21 protein-coding genes and 1 pseudogene are annotated in these 19,244 nt (G+C 39.7%); 21 read left to right on the top strand and 1 reads right to left on the bottom strand.

The annotated features are described in order from the left end of the window. Positions 1-127 precede the first annotated feature (127 nt). The 16 genes from AB7E63_RS03385 to AB7E63_RS03310 all read left to right on the top strand — a co-directional run bounded on the left by AB7E63_RS03385 (position 128) and on the right by AB7E63_RS03310 (position 15,314). Positions 128-484 carry an NADH-quinone oxidoreductase subunit A gene (locus AB7E63_RS03385; protein WP_006342124.1) on the top strand — a complete coding sequence of 119 codons (357 nt, stop codon included), beginning with the start codon at positions 128-130 and terminating at the stop codon, positions 482-484. Further along, positions 475-948: an NADH-quinone oxidoreductase subunit B gene (locus tag AB7E63_RS03380; RefSeq protein ID WP_006342123.1), complete on the top strand. Its 474-nt coding sequence runs from the start codon at positions 475-477 to the stop codon at positions 946-948. Before AB7E63_RS03385 ends, AB7E63_RS03380 begins: the two co-directional genes overlap by 10 nt. Continuing rightward, positions 935-1,456 carry an NADH-quinone oxidoreductase subunit C gene (locus AB7E63_RS03375; protein WP_006342122.1) on the top strand — a complete coding sequence of 174 codons (522 nt, stop codon included), beginning with the start codon at positions 935-937 and terminating at the stop codon, positions 1,454-1,456. Before AB7E63_RS03380 ends, AB7E63_RS03375 begins: the two co-directional genes overlap by 14 nt. Continuing rightward, a complete protein-coding gene (locus AB7E63_RS03370; RefSeq protein ID WP_006342121.1) occupies positions 1,431-2,636 on the top strand; it encodes an NADH-quinone oxidoreductase subunit D in 1,206 nt (401 codons plus the stop codon). Before AB7E63_RS03375 ends, AB7E63_RS03370 begins: the two co-directional genes overlap by 26 nt. Continuing rightward, positions 2,636-3,151: an NADH-quinone oxidoreductase subunit NuoE gene (gene nuoE, locus AB7E63_RS03365; protein ID WP_006342120.1), complete on the top strand. Its 516-nt coding sequence runs from the start codon at positions 2,636-2,638 to the stop codon at positions 3,149-3,151. The genes AB7E63_RS03370 and nuoE overlap by 1 nt, the downstream gene beginning before the upstream one ends. Next, positions 3,144-4,442: an NADH-quinone oxidoreductase subunit NuoF gene (nuoF, locus tag AB7E63_RS03360; protein ID WP_006342119.1), complete on the top strand. Its 1,299-nt coding sequence runs from the start codon at positions 3,144-3,146 to the stop codon at positions 4,440-4,442. The genes nuoE and nuoF overlap by 8 nt, the downstream gene beginning before the upstream one ends. Positions 4,443-4,449: 7 nt before the next feature. Further along, positions 4,450-6,765, top strand: coding sequence for an NADH-quinone oxidoreductase subunit NuoG (nuoG, locus tag AB7E63_RS03355; RefSeq protein WP_006342118.1), 2,316 nt, complete (start codon positions 4,450-4,452; stop codon positions 6,763-6,765). A gap of 2 nt (positions 6,766-6,767) precedes the next feature. Then, positions 6,768-7,745 (top strand): NADH-quinone oxidoreductase subunit NuoH, encoded by a 978-nt coding sequence (gene nuoH / locus AB7E63_RS03350; RefSeq protein WP_006342117.1) that lies wholly within the window; start codon positions 6,768-6,770, stop codon positions 7,743-7,745. 1 nt (position 7,746) lies between these two features. Beyond that, the gene (gene nuoI / locus AB7E63_RS03345) at positions 7,747-8,220 is read left to right on the top strand and encodes an NADH-quinone oxidoreductase subunit NuoI (protein WP_006342116.1); all 474 of its coding nucleotides are present in this window, start codon (positions 7,747-7,749) and stop codon (positions 8,218-8,220) included. A 6-nt stretch (positions 8,221-8,226) separates the two neighbouring features. Beyond that, positions 8,227-8,733 (top strand): NADH-quinone oxidoreductase subunit J family protein, encoded by a 507-nt coding sequence (locus AB7E63_RS03340; protein ID WP_006342115.1) that lies wholly within the window; start codon positions 8,227-8,229, stop codon positions 8,731-8,733. Continuing rightward, complete coding sequence (nuoK, locus tag AB7E63_RS03335) at positions 8,733-9,032, top strand: NADH-quinone oxidoreductase subunit NuoK (RefSeq protein ID WP_006342114.1); 300 nt, start codon at positions 8,733-8,735, stop codon at positions 9,030-9,032. Before AB7E63_RS03340 ends, nuoK begins: the two co-directional genes overlap by 1 nt. 1 nt (position 9,033) lies before the next feature. Further along, positions 9,034-10,905 carry an NADH-quinone oxidoreductase subunit L gene (gene nuoL / locus AB7E63_RS03330; protein ID WP_006342113.1) on the top strand — a complete coding sequence of 624 codons (1,872 nt, stop codon included), beginning with the start codon at positions 9,034-9,036 and terminating at the stop codon, positions 10,903-10,905. An 8-nt stretch (positions 10,906-10,913) separates the two neighbouring features. After that, positions 10,914-12,371: a complex I subunit 4 family protein gene (locus tag AB7E63_RS03325; RefSeq protein ID WP_036746459.1), complete on the top strand. Its 1,458-nt coding sequence runs from the start codon at positions 10,914-10,916 to the stop codon at positions 12,369-12,371. Then, on the top strand, positions 12,368-13,807 hold the full coding sequence (locus AB7E63_RS03320) for an NADH-quinone oxidoreductase subunit N (protein ID WP_006342111.1): 1,440 nt from the start codon (positions 12,368-12,370) through the stop codon (positions 13,805-13,807). Before AB7E63_RS03325 ends, AB7E63_RS03320 begins: the two co-directional genes overlap by 4 nt. 276 nt (positions 13,808-14,083) lie before the next feature. Further along, positions 14,084-14,398 carry a hypothetical protein gene (locus AB7E63_RS03315; protein ID WP_036746455.1) on the top strand — a complete coding sequence of 105 codons (315 nt, stop codon included), beginning with the start codon at positions 14,084-14,086 and terminating at the stop codon, positions 14,396-14,398. Between the two features lie 49 nt (positions 14,399-14,447). After that, positions 14,448-15,314 carry a hypothetical protein gene (locus AB7E63_RS03310; RefSeq protein WP_006342109.1) on the top strand — a complete coding sequence of 289 codons (867 nt, stop codon included), beginning with the start codon at positions 14,448-14,450 and terminating at the stop codon, positions 15,312-15,314. A 408-nt stretch (positions 15,315-15,722) separates the two neighbouring features. Here AB7E63_RS03310 and AB7E63_RS03305 read toward each other — a convergent pair whose 3' ends face one another. Then, positions 15,723-16,205, bottom strand: a complete 483-nt coding sequence (locus AB7E63_RS03305) for an IS630 family transposase (RefSeq protein WP_036746453.1) — start codon at positions 16,203-16,205, stop codon at positions 15,723-15,725. 42 nt (positions 16,206-16,247) lie between these two features. Between AB7E63_RS03305 and AB7E63_RS03300 the strand changes: the two are divergent. The 5 genes and pseudogenes from AB7E63_RS03300 to AB7E63_RS03280 form a co-directional block, all read left to right on the top strand. Beyond that, positions 16,248-16,334: pseudogene (locus AB7E63_RS03300) on the top strand (hypothetical protein); the annotation flags it as partial. Positions 16,335-16,366: 32 nt separating this feature from the next. Continuing rightward, a complete protein-coding gene (locus AB7E63_RS03295; protein WP_006342106.1) occupies positions 16,367-16,843 on the top strand; it encodes a hypothetical protein in 477 nt (158 codons plus the stop codon). After that, on the top strand, positions 16,804-16,968 hold the full coding sequence (locus tag AB7E63_RS03290) for a hypothetical protein (protein ID WP_006342105.1): 165 nt from the start codon (positions 16,804-16,806) through the stop codon (positions 16,966-16,968). The genes AB7E63_RS03295 and AB7E63_RS03290 overlap by 40 nt, the downstream gene beginning before the upstream one ends. Before the next feature lie 226 nt (positions 16,969-17,194). After that, positions 17,195-18,229 carry an HIT domain-containing protein gene (locus AB7E63_RS03285; RefSeq protein WP_006342104.1) on the top strand — a complete coding sequence of 345 codons (1,035 nt, stop codon included), beginning with the start codon at positions 17,195-17,197 and terminating at the stop codon, positions 18,227-18,229. A 258-nt stretch (positions 18,230-18,487) separates the two neighbouring features. Beyond that, on the top strand, positions 18,488-19,234 hold the full coding sequence (locus tag AB7E63_RS03280; RefSeq protein ID WP_428418717.1) for a tetratricopeptide repeat protein: 747 nt from the start codon (positions 18,488-18,490) through the stop codon (positions 19,232-19,234). The last annotated feature ends 10 nt before the right edge of the window (positions 19,235-19,244 follow it).

Below are 19,244 nucleotides of genomic sequence, written 5' to 3'. Positions count from 1 at the left end.
CTTATGTCTTAAAGTCTAAATAAATGTTGACACCATAAAGAAATTGTTGATATGAGGGAATATCGTTTGGAAAAAGATTTCTTCAAGATTTTTTGAAGTCAAAGCAATCTTAAAACAAGGAGACATTGTGTCCGATTACTTTCCTGTATATGTCTATTTTGGTTTAGTTTTCTTTGTCACACTGGCAACTTTAAGCTTGTCTGCTCTTTTTCCATCAAAGAAGACATCTCCCGCTAAGTTTATGCCCTATGAATCGGGCATTCAAACAGAAGCTCATTTGCTGCAAGAGCGCTTCCCTCTTCGTCATTACTTGGTAGCGCTTATTTTCTTGGTTTTTGATATCGAGGTTATTTTCTTGTATCCATGGGCTGTAGTCGCTAAGCAAATGGGCCGTTTTGCTTTTTATGAAATGGCATTTTTTATAGTCGTTCTTTTAGTTGGATTTGCCTATGTATGGCGTAAAAAAGGATTGCAATGGCAGTAACACAACAAGAATCAATTCCCTTTATCGTGGCACCTCTACAAAAACTGATTGATTGGGCTCGATCAAATTCACTTTGGCCAGCTCAATTTGGGCTTGCATGCTGTGCGATTGAAATGATGTCGGCAGCAGCTAGTCGTTATGATATGGCGCGTTTTGGAATGGAGGTTTTTCGAGCATCTCCTAGACAGAGTGATGTGATGATTGTAGCAGGACGTGTAAGTCAAAAAATGGCGCCTGTTCTAAGAACAATTTATGAGCAAATGCTTGAACCCAAATGGGTCATTGCTATGGGAGATTGTGCATCCACAGGTGGAGTTTATAATAATTATGCCGTCATTCCAGGTGTCGATCAAATCGTACCTGTTGATGTGTATGTGGCAGGTTGTCCTCCACGTCCTGAAGCATTAATTGATGGTTTAATCCTTTTGCAAAATAAAATTCGAGATGGACATGCATGCCGCTGAAGCTATTGAAAACTTAAAGAATCACTGTCCTGAAGCTATTTTAGCGCAAAAACAGTTTTTGGGAGAGACTACTCTAGAGGTCCAAAAGGAAAATCTAATCAAGGTGTTAAGTTATTTAAAACACGACTATGAAGTGTTGATGGATTTGACAGGCGTTGACTATGTGGACCCAACTCCTTACACAAAAGTGGTTTATTGGTTACATAATCCTAAAAACTTTGAAAGAATTCGAGTCATTGTGTTTGTGGAAAGAGAAGAGCCTATTCCTTCTGTAACATGCCTTTGGGATGGAGCCGCATGGTACGAAAGGGAATTATTTGATTTATTCGGTGTTCCGATTGAGGGGCATCCAGATCTGAAACGAATCTTAATGCCCGACGATTGGAAAGGACATCCTTTACGACGCGATTATCCATTAACAGAACAACCTGTTCAATTTAAACATGGTGTAGAACCTAAGATACCTTCACAGATTATTTCTTATGACGAAAGCAAGCAAAAATCTTGATCAACTCGGATTATCCGGGGATATATTAGAGCTTAATTTAGGGCCTCAACACCCTTCTACACACGGAGTTCTCCGTATTAAACTACGCCTGGATGGGGAAATTGTGGTTTCAGCTGAGCCTGTGATTGGATATCTTCATACAGGTGTTGAAAAAGAATGTGAAACACGGACTTATCATCAGGTTTTTACTCTCATTGACCGCCTCGATTATTTGTCAGGACCTGCCGAAGAACAAGCTTTTGCAGGTGCTGTAGAAAGGCTTATGCATGTCGAAGTTCCCGAACGTGCACAGATTATCCGTTTGATCATCCTCGAGTTGTCCAGAATTGGAAGCCATTTGTTGTGGGTTGGAACGAGCGCATTAGAGCTCAACATGTCGTCTGTATATATGTACTGTTTTATTGAGCGGGAAAAAATTCTTGATTTATTTGAAGAATTGTCTGGGGCCCGTATGTTTCCTTCTTTTTGGAGAATTGGAGGCATTGCACGAGATCTTAATCCTACTTTTGAAGAACATGCGCGTACCTTTTTAAAAGAATTTCCTAAAGCGTGGAAAGACTTAGATAATCTCTTAACAGAAAACTATGTGTGGTGCGAGCGTCTCAAAGGCGTCGCAGTCATTGATGAAGAGTTATGTAAAAAATATATGTGCACAGGTCCGGTCATTAGAGGATCGGGAGTTCCTTATGATATTCGTAAAGTTTATCCCTACTTAAATTACGACAGTTATGATTTTGATATTCCGACACACCCTGAAGGGGATTCTTATGCGCGCTATTTAGTTCGGATGGAAGAGATGTTACAGAGTCTACGTCTCGTTGAGCAGGGCCTTAATCGCTTAAAGCCCGGCCCGGTGATCACAAATGATCGTAAGGTTGCTTTACCTCCTCGACATGAACTTGTCAGAAGTATGGAAGCCGTCATTCACCAATTTAAACTGGTAAGCGAAGGAATTAAAGCTCCTCCAGGAGAGTTATATCAATGCGTAGAATCTGCTAGAGGTGAACTTGGTTATTACCTTGTCAGTGATGGATCGCATCGACCCTATCGAGTCAGGGTGCGTTCACCTTCATTTCCACATATTGAAGTATTGCAAAGGGTATTACCAGGCCATTTTTTATCTGATGTGGTGGTGGCAATTGCTAGTGTAGATCCAATTTTAGGAGACGTAGATCGCTAATGTTAACGGAAGAAACGAGAAAGTCTATTATAGAATTGCAAAAACGTTATCCGAATAAACGTTCGGCATTAATTCCTGCTCTTCATCTAGCTCAAGCAGAAATAGGATATCTCCCTCGCGATATTCAAAATGAGGTCGCTGAGTTATTCGATATTGATTCTAACGAGGTGAACGCTGTCGTTACTTTTTACGATATGTTTTTTGATCAACCTGTTGGAAAGCACTTGATTCACGTGTGCAAAAATCTTTCTTGCATGTTGCGAGGAGCAGATGGTGTGCTTAAAAAGATTTGCCATAGGCTCAATGTAGAGCCTCATGAGACAACAGCGGATGGAGAATTTACGGTGATCCCATCGGAATGTTTAGCCGCTTGCGATCGTGCCCCAATGGTGCTAGTCGACGACAAAGTGGTTGGTCCTATCTCAGAACAAGATGTTGAGCATATCCTTGAGGAAGCAAAAAAGAGCCCGGGACATCCTTCGCCGGTACAAATTTTGGAGGGCTATCATGCCTGAAATGCGCGTGCTCATGGCTCATGTAGATGAACCAAATCAGCATCTCATTGAAACGTATGAGCGAAATGGAGGTTATCAAGCCATTCGAAAGGCCATTCCACACATGCAACCGGATGCATTAATCGACTTAGTGAAGCAATCTGAGCTAAGAGGAAGAGGTGGTGCAGGTTTTCTAACGGGAATGAAGTGGGGTTTTGTACCGAAAAATCCTCAAATTCCTAAATATTTAGTGTGTAATAGTGACGAAAGCGAACCGGGTACTTTTAAAGATCGCTTACTCATCGAGAATGATCCGCATCAAGTCATTGAAGGGATCATTTTAGCTAGCTATGCGATTGGAGCCAAATTAGCATTTATCTATTGTCGAGGAGAATTTTACGAGGGAATCAGACACTTAGAAAAGGCCGTTCAAGATGCTAAACAAAAAGGTTATTTGGGAAATTCAATTTTAGGTTCACAAGTTTCCCTCGAAATTATCGTCCACCCAGGAGCGGGTGCTTATATTGCTGGAGAGGAAACAGCTTTGTTGAATTCTCTAGAAGGATATCGTGCAACTCCCCGTCTTAAGCCCCCATTTCCTGCTGTAGAAGGACTTTATGGTAAGCCAACGATCATCAACAACGTGGAAACATTGTCGAATGTTGTGCACATCGTGAATCGGGGCGTTGAATGGTATAAAAGCATTGGCAAACCAAAAAATACGGGAACGAAAATCTTTCAAGTGAGTGGGCAAGTTCAGAAGCCCGGTTGTTTTGAATTTCCTCTAGGAACATCTTTGAGAGAGGTTTTAGAGGCAGCTGGAGGGATGCTTCCAGGACGTCGTTTCAAAGCATGTTATCCCGGTGGGTCTTCTTGTGCGCTCTTAACAGAGCGCGATCTAGACATTACAATGGATTTTGAAGCCTTAGCAGCTAGAAAGTCCGCTTTAGGTACAGCTTCTATTATTGTGATGGACGATACTGCGGATATGGTCAAGGTTGCTCATCGGCTTATGCAGTTCTATCAAAATGAATCTTGTGGAAAGTGTACGCCTTGTCGAGAAGGAACGCGCTGGGTAGTGCAGATGTTAGAAAGAATAGAGGCTGGAAAAGGAACCATATGGGATTTGAAGAAAATCGAACAAGTTTGCCAACACATGGAAGTAGAATCTTTTTGTCCTCTTGCTGTAGGGGCTGCACCTCCGATTGTAAGTGCGATGCGTGAGTTTAAAAATGAATTTGAAGTGTATATCCGGGGCAATCCGCAAGCCGATCGCAAACCAGAAATGAAAATAGCATATCCATATGTATAGGTAGCTTGTGCAAAAGTCTGTAGAAACAACCATGATTAACTTAACTATTGATGGGCAAGCAGTCACTGTTCCAAAAGGGACGACTGTTTACCATGCTGTTAAGCAACTAGGCATTGAAATCCCCATTTTCTGCTATCAAGATCGGATGCCTCCATTTGGAGCTTGTCGTGTATGTTTAGTGGAAGTTGAAAAAATGGCTAAGCTTCAAACCTCATGTACATTAGAAGCGACGGAAGGGATGGTCGTCCGCACACAATCAGATCCAGCAGTCGATGGGCGAAAAGTGATTCTTGAATTTTTATTAATTAATCATCCACTTGACTGTCCCATTTGCGATCGGGGTGGTGAGTGTCCTTTGCAAGATCAGGCTTTAAAGTTTGGTCCGGGAGAAAGTCAATTTTTTGAAGACAAGCGACGCTTTAAAAAACCCTTGCCCTTAGGCCATGTACTCATGCTAGATCGTGAAAGGTGTATTACTTGTGCGCGTTGCACGCGTTTTGGAGAAATTGTGGCAGGAGATCATGCTCTAGAGTTTGTGAACCGAGGGTATCGCACGGAAGTGGGCACACCAGATAATGGTCCCGCACAATCAAAATTTATTGGCAATACGATTCAAATCTGTCCTGTCGGAGCATTGACGAGTCAAGTTTATCGTTTTAGGGCCCGTCCATGGGATAACGATCCCACGAATAGCACTTGTACACTTTGTCCTGTAGGATGTAGTACGACCATTGATTCGCGCGATGGAGAAATCATGCGGATGCGATCGCATGAGAATCCTCCTGTAAATGACATTTGGCTATGCGATAAGGGATGGTTTGGGTATGAATTTACGGCACACCGCAATCGTTTGCAGACTCCTATGATTCGGATTAATGATAAGCTCGAGCCTGCAACTTGGGATCAAGCTTTCAGTCTGATTGCTGAAAAGATTCGCGAGGCAAAACCGCAAGGGAGACTAGCTGCGTGGGGAGGGAATCCTCTAACCTTAGAGGAAAATTATTTACTGCAAAAATTGATGCGTGAAGGTGCGGCAGTTAATCATCTCGATCATCGGATTGGTATGCCAATCATCGATGAAAAAGATGAGGGAATCGCACCAGGGATGGAAGGGACGATTGGAGAATGTGAAGAGTTGGCTTATGCGGTCATTTTCGGTCTTGATCTGACTGAAGAGTTTCCGGTGATATGGTTAAGGTTAAAGCAAGCTCTTAACAAGGGTGCAATTGTGCATTATTTTGGACATTATGCTCCTGAAATGTCAGCACAATTAGCACATGTCGTCGTTCATCCACCTGGGCAAGAGCTTGAAATGATTAAACAAGCCAATGACTTCATTGATGGAATGGCAGAAAAGGGTAAAGGGGCCATCTTTGTAGGAAAGCAGTATTTGGATATGTCCAACAGAGCTCAGCTGTTATCCCAGCTCGCACAAATACGTAAACAAAGACAGGCGTGTGCTCTGCATGTGATGGAAGGAAGGGGAAATAGCATGGGCGCCCGATTAGCTGGCATGCGTCCTGATAGTGGTCCTTTTGATGAGATCATTGAAAAACCAGGAATGAATGCCAATCAGGTTTTAGAGAAAGCAGCTCAAAGTGGCTGGGATTTTCTTTATGTGGTTGGGGCTGATCCTGTGCTTAAATTCCCTTCCAAGCTTTGGAAAGCTTGCCGAAATCAATTGAAGTTCCTCGTCGTGCAAGATCTTTTCCTTACAGAAACAGCTTTGCAGGCAGATGTTGTTTTGCCTACATTATCTTTTGTAGAAAAAGAAGGCAGCTTTGTGAATATCGAAGGGCGTGTTCAAAAGCTGCATCCAGGCAAACAAGTTCCTATTGATATCTATGCGGATGGTCAGATTTTTAATTTAATTGGGCAACATTTAGGTCTGGCGCTTTCATTGGATGTCAATATTGTCGAAAAAATTCAATCGAAAATGTTGTCTCTTCCGAGAAATACAAATCTACACGTCAATGGGGTTTCGCTATTAAATCCACTTCCTACGGATGCATTTTATGCGACATTTGTCTATGCCCTGTTCGATCGAGGAAATCGGATGAAACATAATCCGCACGTCATGCATTTAGCAAAAGAGCCTTTTATTCGGATTAATCCCCTGGAGGGACAAAAACGGGGATTCATGGATGGAGATAAGGTCAGAGTTTCTAGACAAGGAAATGTCATTGTCGGACATATAAAATTAGACCGAAAGGTTGCCGAAAAAACGGCTGTATTACCGCTTGGGTTTCCCCAAGTTGCCGTTCAAGAGCTAGATTTAAATTTATTAAATGGCTTGATCGTCGAAATAAATAAAGAAGTGTAATCATGTGGGTGGATGCTGTTGAAGTTTTAATAAAGGGCTTAGTTGTTATTCTCGCTTTGATGGGCGCTGCAGCTTACATGACTTTTTTGGAGCGCATCATATTGGCTCGCCTTCAGCTGCGTATTGGACCTGATCGTGTGGGACCACTGGGATTGTTACAGCCGATTGCGGATGGAATAAAACTACTTTGTAAGGAAGGATTTAAACCCGCCGGAGCTGAAACGTTCACCTATTGGTTTGCGCCAGGTATTTCTCTCTTTACGGCATTATTTATTTTTGTGCTCATTCCCTTTGGCGGAACGGTCCATTTGTGGGGAAGAGAGGTTACTTTGCAAATTGCCAACGTGAATGCCGGGATTGTGTTTTTGCTCGCCTTTTCTTCTTTAGCGGTTTATGGGGTTGTGTTGTCTGGTTGGGCATCCAATAACCGTTATTCTTTGCTAGGCGGATTGCGTGGAACGGCTCAAATGATCAGCTATGAAATTCCGATGGGATTGTCACTTTTGACGGTTGTTTTGGCTGCCGGGACGTTGAATCTTGCCGAAATTGTGGAAGCCCAGAGGCAACATTGGTTTTTTTGGACAAATCCCATTAGCTTTTTGGTCTATCTAATTACAGGATTTGCCGAAACCAATCGGGCCCCTTTTGACTTACCTGAAGCTGAGCAAGAATTGACCGCGGGTTACCATACAGAATATGGGGGAATGAAATTTGCTATTTTCTTTTTGGGAGAATATATCAATATTTTGGCTGTTTCCTCAATAGCAGTGACTCTCTTTTTGGGGGGCTGGCACGGGCCGGGGAATATTCCGATTATCTGGTTTTGCTTGAAGGTGGCTTTCTTTGTTTTCTTGTTTATGTGGGTAAGAGCTACGTTGCCCCGTTTTCGCTATGATCAATTGATGAGTTTTGGTTGGAAAATATTGATTCCAATTGCCACCCTGAACTTGCTGGTAACCGCATACTTTATTTTGGTGTAAAATGAAAGAGACGTTCAAACAAGTTCTATCGATGTTGCGTGGTTTATTTATTGTGCTTAAGCATATGTTTATTAAACCGGTCACGATTCAGTATCCTGAAGAAAAACGCAAACTACCGGAGCGCTCACGTGGGCGCCACTACCTAACGAAATGGGAAGATGGTAAAGAGCGATGTGTTGGTTGTGAATTGTGTGCCATCGTCTGTCCAGCCCAAGCCATCTATGTCAAGCCATCTGAAAATGAGCCAAAGAATGAACATTCGCATGGCGAACGTTATGCTTCAGATTTTCAAATCAACATGCTTCGTTGTATTTTTTGTGGTTATTGTGAAGAAGCTTGTCCGACGGGGGCGATCGTTTTGGGAAATCAGTACGAGTTATCTGGGTATACACGTGAATCTCTTATCTACACAAAAGATATGTTGACGGAGAAAAATCCGGGTGATTCAGGGCGCGATCCAAAAAGGGAGATTTAATTGGTTATGTCTGGACTCCCAAATACAGCAGAATGGGTTTTTGGTACCATTTTGATTTTATCGTCTCTTGGTGTGATTTCATCTCGCAAGCCCATTTATGCAAGCCTTTCATTTTTAATGACATTATTGGCTTTAGCAGGATTGTATCAGCAGCTTTCTGCCCAATTTATTGCTGTCATGCAGGTTTTGGTGTATGCTGGTGCTATTTTAGTCATTTTTATGTTTGTGATTGTCCTTTTTCAGGATGCTCACGAAAAAATTGCACTTTTCAAAGCAAAAAGTTCACCTCCTTTATTGTTTGCAGCCGGAGGGTTATTCTTATTCACGATGTTATTTCTCAGCGAACGCTTTTATAACCTTAAGACATCGAATGGACCATCAGAAGAGTTCGGAACGGTTGAAACACTTGGAAAAGCGCTTTATGCGGATTTCTTTTTTCCTTTTGAAGCTGTCACTTTGCTATTTTTGATTGCAGTCATTGGAGCGGTGTTTATTGCAAGGAAGGGGGATTAATGGATATATTGCTGATCATTTTTATCAGCTTGGCCATGTTTTCGATTGGAATCATTGGTGTATTGGCTCGGCGGAACGCACTGATTTTTATTCTATCCATCGAATTAATGCTCAATGCTGCCAACTTGCTTTTCGTAGCCTTTGCCTATCATTGGGGAAACGAAATCGGATTAGTTTGGGTTTTCTTTGTCTTGGTTGTAGCTGCTGCTGAAGCGGCTGTGGGGCTTGCCATTATGATTAACTTGTTTCGTACAAAACAGGTGGTGGATGTGGATCAATTCAATGTGTTGAGAGGATAAAATGCCATATGCCATTTTGATCGGACTTTTTTTACCACTTGCAGGTTTCTTAACACTTATGTTTTCCTCCGATTTTATTGGAAGACGTTTGACCGGTGTGATTGCTTGCACAACCCTATTTATTTCGTTTCTTTGTTTTTCAGGTGTTGTTTACCACTACCTACAAACAGATTTGAAACCGTTTAATTTAGAGCTATACCAATGGATTTCAACAGCAAAAATTAAAGCCGATTTTTCTTTGCACATTGATTCTATTTCGCTGTTGATGACTTTAATTATTACGGGGGTTGGATTCCTCATTCATCTCTATTCGATTGGATATATGGGCCACGATAAAGATTATGCGCGGTACTTTGCCTGCTTAAACTTTTTCGTATTCGCCATGTTATTGTTAGTCTTAGCTGCAAATCTACTGCTTTTGTTTGTTGGTTGGGAAGGAGTTGGACTGGCTTCTTATCTTTTGATTGGGTTTTGGTACGAAAGTTCGGCAGCAGCGGCGGCAGCAACAAAAGCTTTTGTAGTGAATCGCATTGGAGATTTAGGTTTATTACTTGGACTTCTATTAACATTCTATCTTTTTGGGACAAGTGACATTACAGAAATTTCTCAGCGAGTTTCACAAGGCTTTTTGGTTGGGGCACCTATCCTATCTGTTTTGACCCTTTTATATTTTGTGGGAGCGGTCGGGAAATCAGCGCAACTTCCTTTACACGTGTGGTTGCCAGATGCGATGGAAGGCCCTACTCCAGTTTCGGCCCTTATCCATGCGGCGACAATGGTGACTGCGGGTGTATATCTCGTTGTCAGGATGCGATATGTTTTTTTAGCAACGCCTGATACCATGCATTTTGTAGGATATGTAGGAGCGGCTACAGCATTGTTTGCTGCATTATGTGCATTGGGACAAACCGATCTTAAACGAGTTTTAGCTTATTCGACGGTGAGTCAATTGGGTTATATGTTTTTAGCTTGTGGTGTTGGGGCCTTCTATGCGGCCATGTTTCACTTAACCACACATGCCTTTGTGAAAGCACTCCTTTTCCTTTCCGCTGGTAACGTTGTGCATGCGATGGAAGGGAATACAGACATGCGCAAGATGGGCGGGTTGTACAAGTTTTTACCTAAAACCAATATTCTTTTTTTAATTGGTGTATTGGCTTTGTCCGGTATCCCTCCTTTTTCCGCATTCTTCAGTAAGGATTTGATCCTTGAAGAAGAGTACCTCGCAGGCTTTAAAAAGCTATTTTACATTGGATTATTGACTTCGCTTTTAACAGCCTTTTACTTAACACGCGCCTATTGTCTAACCTTCATAGGAAAAATGCACATTGAAGAAAAGATCTTAAAGACAATCAATGAGGTTCCTCGAGTCATGATTTTGCCAGTCGCTTTGCTGGCTTTTTTATCAATTGTAGGGGGATTCCTAGGATTTGGAATTGGTGAACAAACCCCACTGGAATATTTCTTGGCAGGGCACGATCCTAGCATGGAAGATAAAGTGTTGGAAGAAAATATTTTCTTCTCTCCTGAGACATGGCTATCCATTATAGGAGGGATTTTAGCTGTTTGTGCGGCAGTCATTGCTTACACACGCTATACAGATGATCTAAAAGGCCCTCTTCCTTTGCTTAGTAAAGCCTTTTATGTCGATACCATTTATGAAAAAGGGATTATAAGACCTTTAAAAGCTTTGGCACAATCAATTACAAGCTTTTTTGAACCCCGTTTATTTGATGACTCGATAAAAATTTTAAGTCATGGTGTGCAAAGGGGTGCTGGTTATTTACAGAAAATTCAAAGCGGGCAGATTCGCTCATACGTGGCATGGATGGCTATGGGAATGGTCATTTTGATTTTTTACTTAGGATTTTGAAGGATATCATGCAAACGTTACTATGGTTGTTTTTGATTCCATTTTTGGCTGCCATTTTGATGATCATTATGCCAAGAGGATCAGGAAAATTTTTAAAAGGAATCGCTTTTTTATTCAGTCTTTTGCCGTTAGGAATATTACTGTACCATCATGCGAATTTGAATGGATCCTCTGTTCAGCTACCTTGGCTGCATCCTCTATCGATTGAGTTTTACTTGCATGTGGATTCGCTGTCATTGCTCTTCCTTTATTTAACGGCGATCATCATCCCCATAGCGATCTTATCTGCTTGGGATGCTTTGTCATTTCCTCGTACCTTTTATGCCCTTGTGTTAATTCTACAAGGACTTTTGATTGGATTTTTTACCGCGAGGGACTTAGCTCTTTTTACAATTTTTTGGGAAGGCATGCTGATTCCTCTCTACTTCATTATTAATTTGTGGGGAGGAGCTCAGCGACAATCGGCCGCACTTAAGTTTTTAATTTACATGATTGCTGGTTCCGTTTTGATGGTCTTAGCTGTTCTTGCCCTTTATTTTAGTTCAGCCACAAGTGGTATGGGCACTTTTAATCTGGATGCTCTTGCTAAAATAACCTCACATATTTCGTATACTCCCTGGCTTTGTGCTGTTTTTCTTTTAGCATTCTCAGTCAAAACACCTCTGTTTCCATTTCACGCCTGGTTGCCTGATGCTTACTGTCAAGCCTCCACACCGGGAACCATTCTGCTTTCCTCTCTACTTTCAAAAGCAGGGATTTATGGCATTCTACGCATTAGTTATGGATTATTTCCGCTAATTATGCAGAAATGGAATCCGTGGTTATTAGGATTTGCCATAGCCGGCGTGTTCTATGGGGGATTAGCCGCTTGGCGTCAAAAAGATTTTAAACGCTTAATTGCTTATTCAAGTCTTTCCCATGTCAATTTTATTTTGGCAGGTCTGTTTATCTGGAACCAAGCTTCTCAGTCTGGTGCCATTTTGCAAGCCTTAAACCATGGCTTGACGATTGCAGGTCTTTTTCTGGTGATCGGGTGGTTAGAAGAAAGATTAGGAACGACTTCTATGCTTGAAACAAGTGGATTAGCGAAGTACTTTCCCCATCTTTGCTGGATTACGATGATTTTTGTATTGTCATCCGTGGCTCTACCAGGCACTAATAACTTCATCGGAGAGTTGCTCATTCTTTTTGGGTTGTTCAGTAAAAATCCTTGGTTGGCTGGATTTTTGGGTTTGACCGTGATTTTATCTGTTATTTATATGCTTCGATTCATGCAAAAAGTCTACTTTGAAAATCCCACTCAGCTTAAACAGATCTGGAGTGATGTGCGAGGAAAGGAATTTATGATCGTGTTTCCTTTGATTGCTTTGATCTTATGGATTGGTCTTTATCCTGAGCCCGTATTGAAACAAATTGAATCCATTTCACATATTTCCGCACTCACCGAACCGCAGGAGACTCAATGAATACGGTGCTGCATTTTGCTGACTTTGCTTCTATCAGCCCGCTAGTGATCCTATTAATAGGGGCTCTTTTACTCATTCTGATTGAGAGTTTTTCTGAAGTGGTATCCAGAAAAGGAGCTTTTTATGTGACTTTAGCGGTAATTTTAGTCGCTCTTTGGGCTACCTTTAATTCTCCTCCTGTTGAACATCCCATGTTGTCTCCTTGGTTGCAGTTTGATGCCATTGGACGCTACTTTACAGCATTATTTTTGTGTATTGGCTTGGGTGTGGCTTGCCTATCTTCGACATTTTTTCAACGGTTTGAAGCCTCAAGAGGGGAATTTTACTTTTTACTAATTTCCTCTATTTTTGGATTGATCTTAATTGCCACTGCTGTGGATTTCTTAGTGCTATTTTTGGGATTGGAAACTCTTTCCATCGCGCTTTATATTTTATGCTGTTACATGAAAAAATGGTCGATTTCGCAAGAAGCGGCGGTTAAGTATTTTTTAATGGGATCCATTGCAGCAGCCATCCTGCTTTATGGAATTGCGTTAATTTATGGTGCTACGGGTACAACACATTTTAATGCCTTATTATCAGGTTACCAAGGACTTCATTCTGTTACAGATAAAACCTTATTTCTAAGTGGTATCGCTTTGGTAACCATGGGGATCGCCTTTAAGGCCGCGATTGTTCCTTTTCATGTCTGGGCTCCCGATGTTTATGAAGGAGCCTCTACGCCTGTGACCGCCTTTATGGCAGTAGGAACTAAAGCAGGAGCTTTTGCTGCTTTCGTACGCCTCTTTTTTGGCGTTTTGCCCCAGTTTGATCCGGTTTGGAATGAGGGAATTGCTTGGTTAGCCTATCTGACACTGATCTATGCGAACTTTTTGGCATTGCGCCAAACGCAATTGCGTCGCTTTTTTGCGTACTCAGGAATTTCACACGCAGGATTTTTGCTCATCCCTTTAGCAGCAGGAACACCTGAAGCGTTGCCTGCATTGCTATTTTATTTGGTCGTTTATGTCATCGCCACTTTAGGTTGTTTTGCTGTACTTGCTTTTTTGGATGAGCGAAGTGAAGGGGTCGTCATGCAAGATTTGCACGGCTTATTTAAACGTTCACCGGTATTGGCAGGAATTTTTATTGTGTGTCTTTTAACGCTCGGTGGCATTCCGCCAACGGTTGGATTTTTTGCGAAATTTTATGTATTTAAAGTAGCTTTTCAGGCAGGTTACTATGGTTTGATTATTGTCGGACTTCTGACCACCATTTTGTCAGCCTATTACTATTTAAGAATCATTGCGATGATGCTTTCAGAAGCCCCATCAGAAAACGTCTCACCTTTATATTCCTGGCCTGCAGCAGCTGTCGGTGTTATTTCGTGCACTGTACTAGTCCTTCTATCATGCTATCCTGCACCTTTATTTGCTTTATTGAATTGGGGAACGTGATTTTCAGATGAATAGTGCAAAGCATTATGGCTAAAAATAACCCTTCAAGCTTGTGCGATTCATTTTCAAAGCTTTGGTCTATATTAAGAATAAACGCGTTTGCTTGATCATCATAGAAGTCTTTAGCAAGACATTATATTTCATGGAAAAATCTCTCCGTATATCTGAAAAAGAATGGCGTAGAAATAAATTTTTATTTTTAAGTTGTTTTTTTGTAGATTAATTTTTTGCATTTTGCTACCTTCTGCTAGGAAAAAATCTTTAAGGAGGCTACTGATGAAAAAAAATATCTGTATTATGGTAATTTTTTTGATTACACTTGCAATAAACGGGTTCGCAGAAGAACATGACAACAACTTAAATACTAGATTATACATTCAACCAGAATATGTAACTTTGACACAGAATGGCATATTTGTGGACATTGAAGGCAATGTAATGGAAGTTGAAAATATTGGTTTTGACAATGATGGTCTTTTTGTAGATCTTAGAGAAGGTTTTAGCGTTGACGTAAGATGCGGCATATGTAAAAGATGGTATAATCCCCAAAAACAATCGGGACTATGTCCTCACAAGATAATAAAAAAGTAGCTTAATTATAGGCCATATTAAAAAATGTGGCCATTTTTGAAAAATTCAAATGCATTTAAATAAAACAGTCATTTTTCTTTTAATTCTTTTCATAGAGCTTCTAAGCAAAAATCTTGCTTTTGGGAATTTCAAAGCAATAGAAACGATTAAATCTGAAATGGGGGACGATGATTTTAACGAGTTAAAAAAAACATTTGCTTTTATTTTCAAAAATAATGAACTCGCATATACTCTTTTTGGAGAAAAACCGCTTTCTTTTTGTTCTATCGGCTCTAATCTCTTTATTGATTTTTATTCAACTCGCTCGATAGTGAGTTTCTGGAATTTTAATTCGCTTAACTTGCAAAAACCCTTTAGAGCCCTTGAAAAAATTAAAAAATTCATTTCCTCTAATTTTGCCCTTATTCTTGATAAGGACTCAGGTTTATTCATTCTGATAAATAAACCTGAATTTACAAAAGTTTTTAACGAAAATTTAAATCTGATACAAACGACTTTGAAACAAAGAATAACGGCGGATGAATTTATCGAAAAGTTAGAAAAGAAAGAGATTAATTTTCCTTCCAATGAAAATCATTTAATAACGGGTATACTACTGGGATATGGTACGCATAATTCAATCATATTCGTCGAAGAATTTGTGTCTGGATCAGAGGGAGTTTACTCCGGTATTCAAAAAACACTTCGAGAAGAGACTATAAAGTCTCAGGCTTTTCGAGATCGAGATGAAAGATTGCTAGTCGTTCAATCTGTAAATTTTGCTGTAGACAACTCTCATCCCGAAACCATTGCTTTACGGGAGAAGTATAATCAGATGGAAAAAAAAGTAATCGAAATTTACAAAAGCCCTGATTGGTTCGAAAAAACCCTTTCAAAGCTTACTGAAGAGACATTCAAACAATGTGACCGCTTTTAAAAATTCAAATGCTTTTAAATAAAACATTCATTATTCTTTTAATTTTTTTCATGAATACACTAAGTAAAAATTTTGCTTATGGTGATTTTCAAAAAATAGAAATGATTAGGTCTGAATTAGGGGATGATGGCTATGAAGAGTTAAAAAAACTTTTTCATACATTTTCAAAAACAATGCGCTTGCTTATACCCTTTTGGGGAAAAGCCCCTCTCTTTTTGCTTTGTTGAGCCTAATCCCTTTATTGATTTTTATTCAACACGGTCATTAGTAAGTTTCTGGAATTTTAATTCTCTTAATTTACAGAAGCCGTTTAAAGTTCTCGAGAAGATTAAAAAATTTATCTCTTGCGATTTTGTCCTTATTTTTGATCAGGGCTCAGATCTATGTATAGTGATTTAAATTTGATTTTTATCCAAAATTTAGAGCAGTCAAAAAAGAATAATCAATAGCTTCCGCTAAATTCTTAACCTTCTCAAGGTTTGAACGAACCATTTTTTTAAAGTTTGCCCAAAAGATCTCGATTGGATTTAAATCTGGTGAATAAGCAGGAAGAAATAAGATTCTACAACCAGCTTTTTCTATCAGTTTTCGTGACTCTTCTGATTTATGAAAAGTTGCATTATCCATAATCACAACTTGGCCAGTCTTAAGCTCTGGAATTAGAAAATCTTTTAACCATAGATTAAACAGTCGTGTATCACATGTGCCTTTGTAACAAAAGGGAGCTAAAATACGAGATTCTATTTTTGCGGCTATAAAACTTTCTCTAGCATATCTTAAACCTGAAATAGCTCCAAAGATTTGCTTTCCTCTCGATGCTCTCGCATATTCTCTCGTAAAATACTTGTTTATACCGCTTTCATCTACGTAAACACGGTCTTTTTCGGCAATTTTTTCTAATTCTTTTGATCATATCTCGAAGGTCACGGAAAAATGTTTTTTGTTAGCGGGAATAAATATGAAGGTAAGTGGAAATTCGACAGGCCTAGGAGTGAGGGTACAATGGTTTACGCTAATGGAGATCGATACGAAGGTGAGTGGAGTAAGGAACAATGTTTTTTGTTAACGGGGATAAATACGAAGGCAAATGGGAAGAAGATGGGTGGAATGATCACGGGGCATTCACGTATGCAGATGGAAAGAAATATGAGGGTAAATGGAGAGTGAATGAGCGGGAAGGTCAAGGGATAATGACTTTCGCTAATGGGGAAAAATATAAAGGGGAGTGGAATGGTTATGGAATATGGACCTTTATCAAGGAAGATACAAAAGATGATAGAGATTGGAAAGAGGGTCAACGCAGTGGTTACGGGACATGGACTTTTGAAAAGATAGGTGAATTTAAAGGTCTCTGGAAAAATGATGAGCGTAATGGTCACGGATCATGGGTTTTCCCTAACGGAGATAAATATGAAGGGGAATTTAAAAATGATAAACGGAATGGTCGAGGTGTATTGACTTTTTTTTCGATGGGAGCAAATTTGAAGGAATGTACCGAAATGATAAGCGGAATGGGTATGGAATATTGACTTATGCTGATGGGACAAAATTCGAAGGGAATTTTATTAAAGATAAACGAAGCGGTAAAGGTTTGTGGGTAGATGTTGATGGGAGCAAGCGGGAAGTCATTTTTGCTAACTGTCGATGCAAATAAATTTGTTCAAGTAGGCTCTGCAATGCATTTGTACACAGAAAATATAATCAGGCGAAAAAAAAGAGAGTCGAGGTTTTTAAAAAATCGTAATTGGTTCGAAAAGACACTCTCAAGGCTTACTCAATAAGTGATTTTATAGAGTTGATTATATCTCAAGATTTCGCTAAATTCCGGTCCATTAAATTTATTCTCTAGTTATGGCATGCAATAATACGGCAAAGGTTCTATGCAAATACATGATATTGACAGTGTGAATACTGAAATTTTTTCAATATTATGGGAAGGATCGCTGACTCTACTAGAGAATAGAGATGGGCTTTTAGCTGCTACCATAAAGCGAAAGGTTGTCATTGGGCAACTCTCTGACGAAGAAAAGTTGGAACTTGAAACGACCGTTGGTAAGATGGAAAGAGTTTTTCTTGAAGCTTTTGGTTGTGGAGATTTTATGCGTTGCATGCCTCTTTGCGAAGAAAGAGTTGTTTCCTATCTTTTGCCTACAGAGCGCTCTGCTAAAACGGACGAACTTAACTTTGAGCATCATGTACGCCTAATGCCTTTTGCTCTATATGGTAAAAAGGAAAAGATTTTATTAACATCAGACCAGATTAAAAAAGTTATCGTAGTCGCAAATGGAATTTTATCAGGTTCTCCACAACCTCTTCCCTTACGAGAAGCGACTTACAAAGTCACAAAGACTTATGAAGCATTTCTGTTGCTTAAAGAGGAAATTAGCCAGCGCAAAGGGGAATGTCATCTTGTGTGGAATAAAGAATGGTTTTCTAGTATTTCACTTTCGAGTAGTTGTGCCTTTTGCAATCCAAAAGTTATTCAGAAACAAGATGTTTTAGAAACCCCCTTCAATCATATCATTTCTAATTCAAAACCATATACAGAGCCTGAACATCATCTGATGATCATTCCAAAAAGGCATATTACAACCATTTCTGCAAGTAGTCCTGAAGAAATTTTAGATAAATATTCGTGTTTTTCTAAAATGTGTTCTATCGTTAATAATTATTTTGTATGTCCAGAGGTTGTTGTAGTCACTAAAATCGGTCGCAAAAGTGGGCAGACACAATCGCACCTTCATGATCATGTCATTGGTTTTTCTTCTGACACACTACAGCCGTGGATGACAAATTGGGCTTATGAATTTTGCCAAGAACCAAATCCATCTCCAGCCCTAGATGAGAGCCAATTAAGAATGGTTCAAAATACGTGGTCTCAGCTTTTCATGGAAAACTCAGAAGTTAAACCATAATCACTTTCGGATCTTTGTAGCGAGATTTTGGAATCAGGAAAAGCTAAATTAATGAAAGGATGATGAAAGTTGATGTGCTGCAATTTGAGTATAAAGAATCAAGAGGCATCCTTAGCTTTAAAAAGATATTCTTTATGTTTTGATGAAAGCTCTAAAGAACAACATACAATTTAAAAAACTTGAATTTTTTCTTTTCATTTTCCTAAAATGATTTTTCGGTAAATTAAATTTTTACTTCTAGCAAATCCCCAGGTCGAAATGAGAACAATTTTTCTATGTTATTTTCTGATTTTTAACTGTTTTCTTTTTGCTGAGAATCCTTCTTCTGATCCCTTAGAGAAATGGATTCAGGCCACTTCTTTTATGGGAAATAAACAGTATACAGAGGCTATTGACAGCTATACGCAAGCCTTATCTTCCTTTGATGGTGTTTTGGATAAAGACCATTTTTACGTACTCGTTGACAGGGGTCATGCATATTTCGAATTGGAAAGCTATCAACTGGCAATTGAAGATTTCTCCGCAGTCATCGAATCCGATTTAACGCTTCCTATTGATAAAATTCGAGCCGCGAAAGGTCGGCTAAAATGTTTTGCTGAATTAAATCTCTACGAAAATTTTAAAAATGATTATGTGTACATTTGCGAAAATGATCCAAGCTATCCTGTTGTTGAAATGAATGATAAATTCGTTGTAATCAGAAATTTAAGTAACTTTACTGAACAAATCAGGACGTTTTTTTGTGATTGTTTAGTCAGCTTTGGGATCTGCAAGCAGGAAGATATCATTTTTTATGATTCAGGGATTTGCATAATAAAAAGAAGTGATCCTCAAGAGGAAGAGGAGTTTGGTATCCATGTACATCAAGCACATTTAGAGCATGAATTTGATTTAAAAGTGGTAGATGAAACTCACGGCTTTATACACCATCAGATCCAACTCATCTATTCGCTTCTTCACGACCTATATTTTAAATTCTATCAATTATTGAAAGAAGTCTTTTAGTCAATAATGG

This window comes from Parachlamydia sp., assembly GCF_050255895.1.
Taxonomy (GTDB): Bacteria; Chlamydiota; Chlamydiia; order Chlamydiales; family Parachlamydiaceae; genus Parachlamydia; species Parachlamydia acanthamoebae.
Note: the sequence above shows the minus strand (reverse complement) of the source record. Positions and strands in the feature narration are given on the sequence as shown.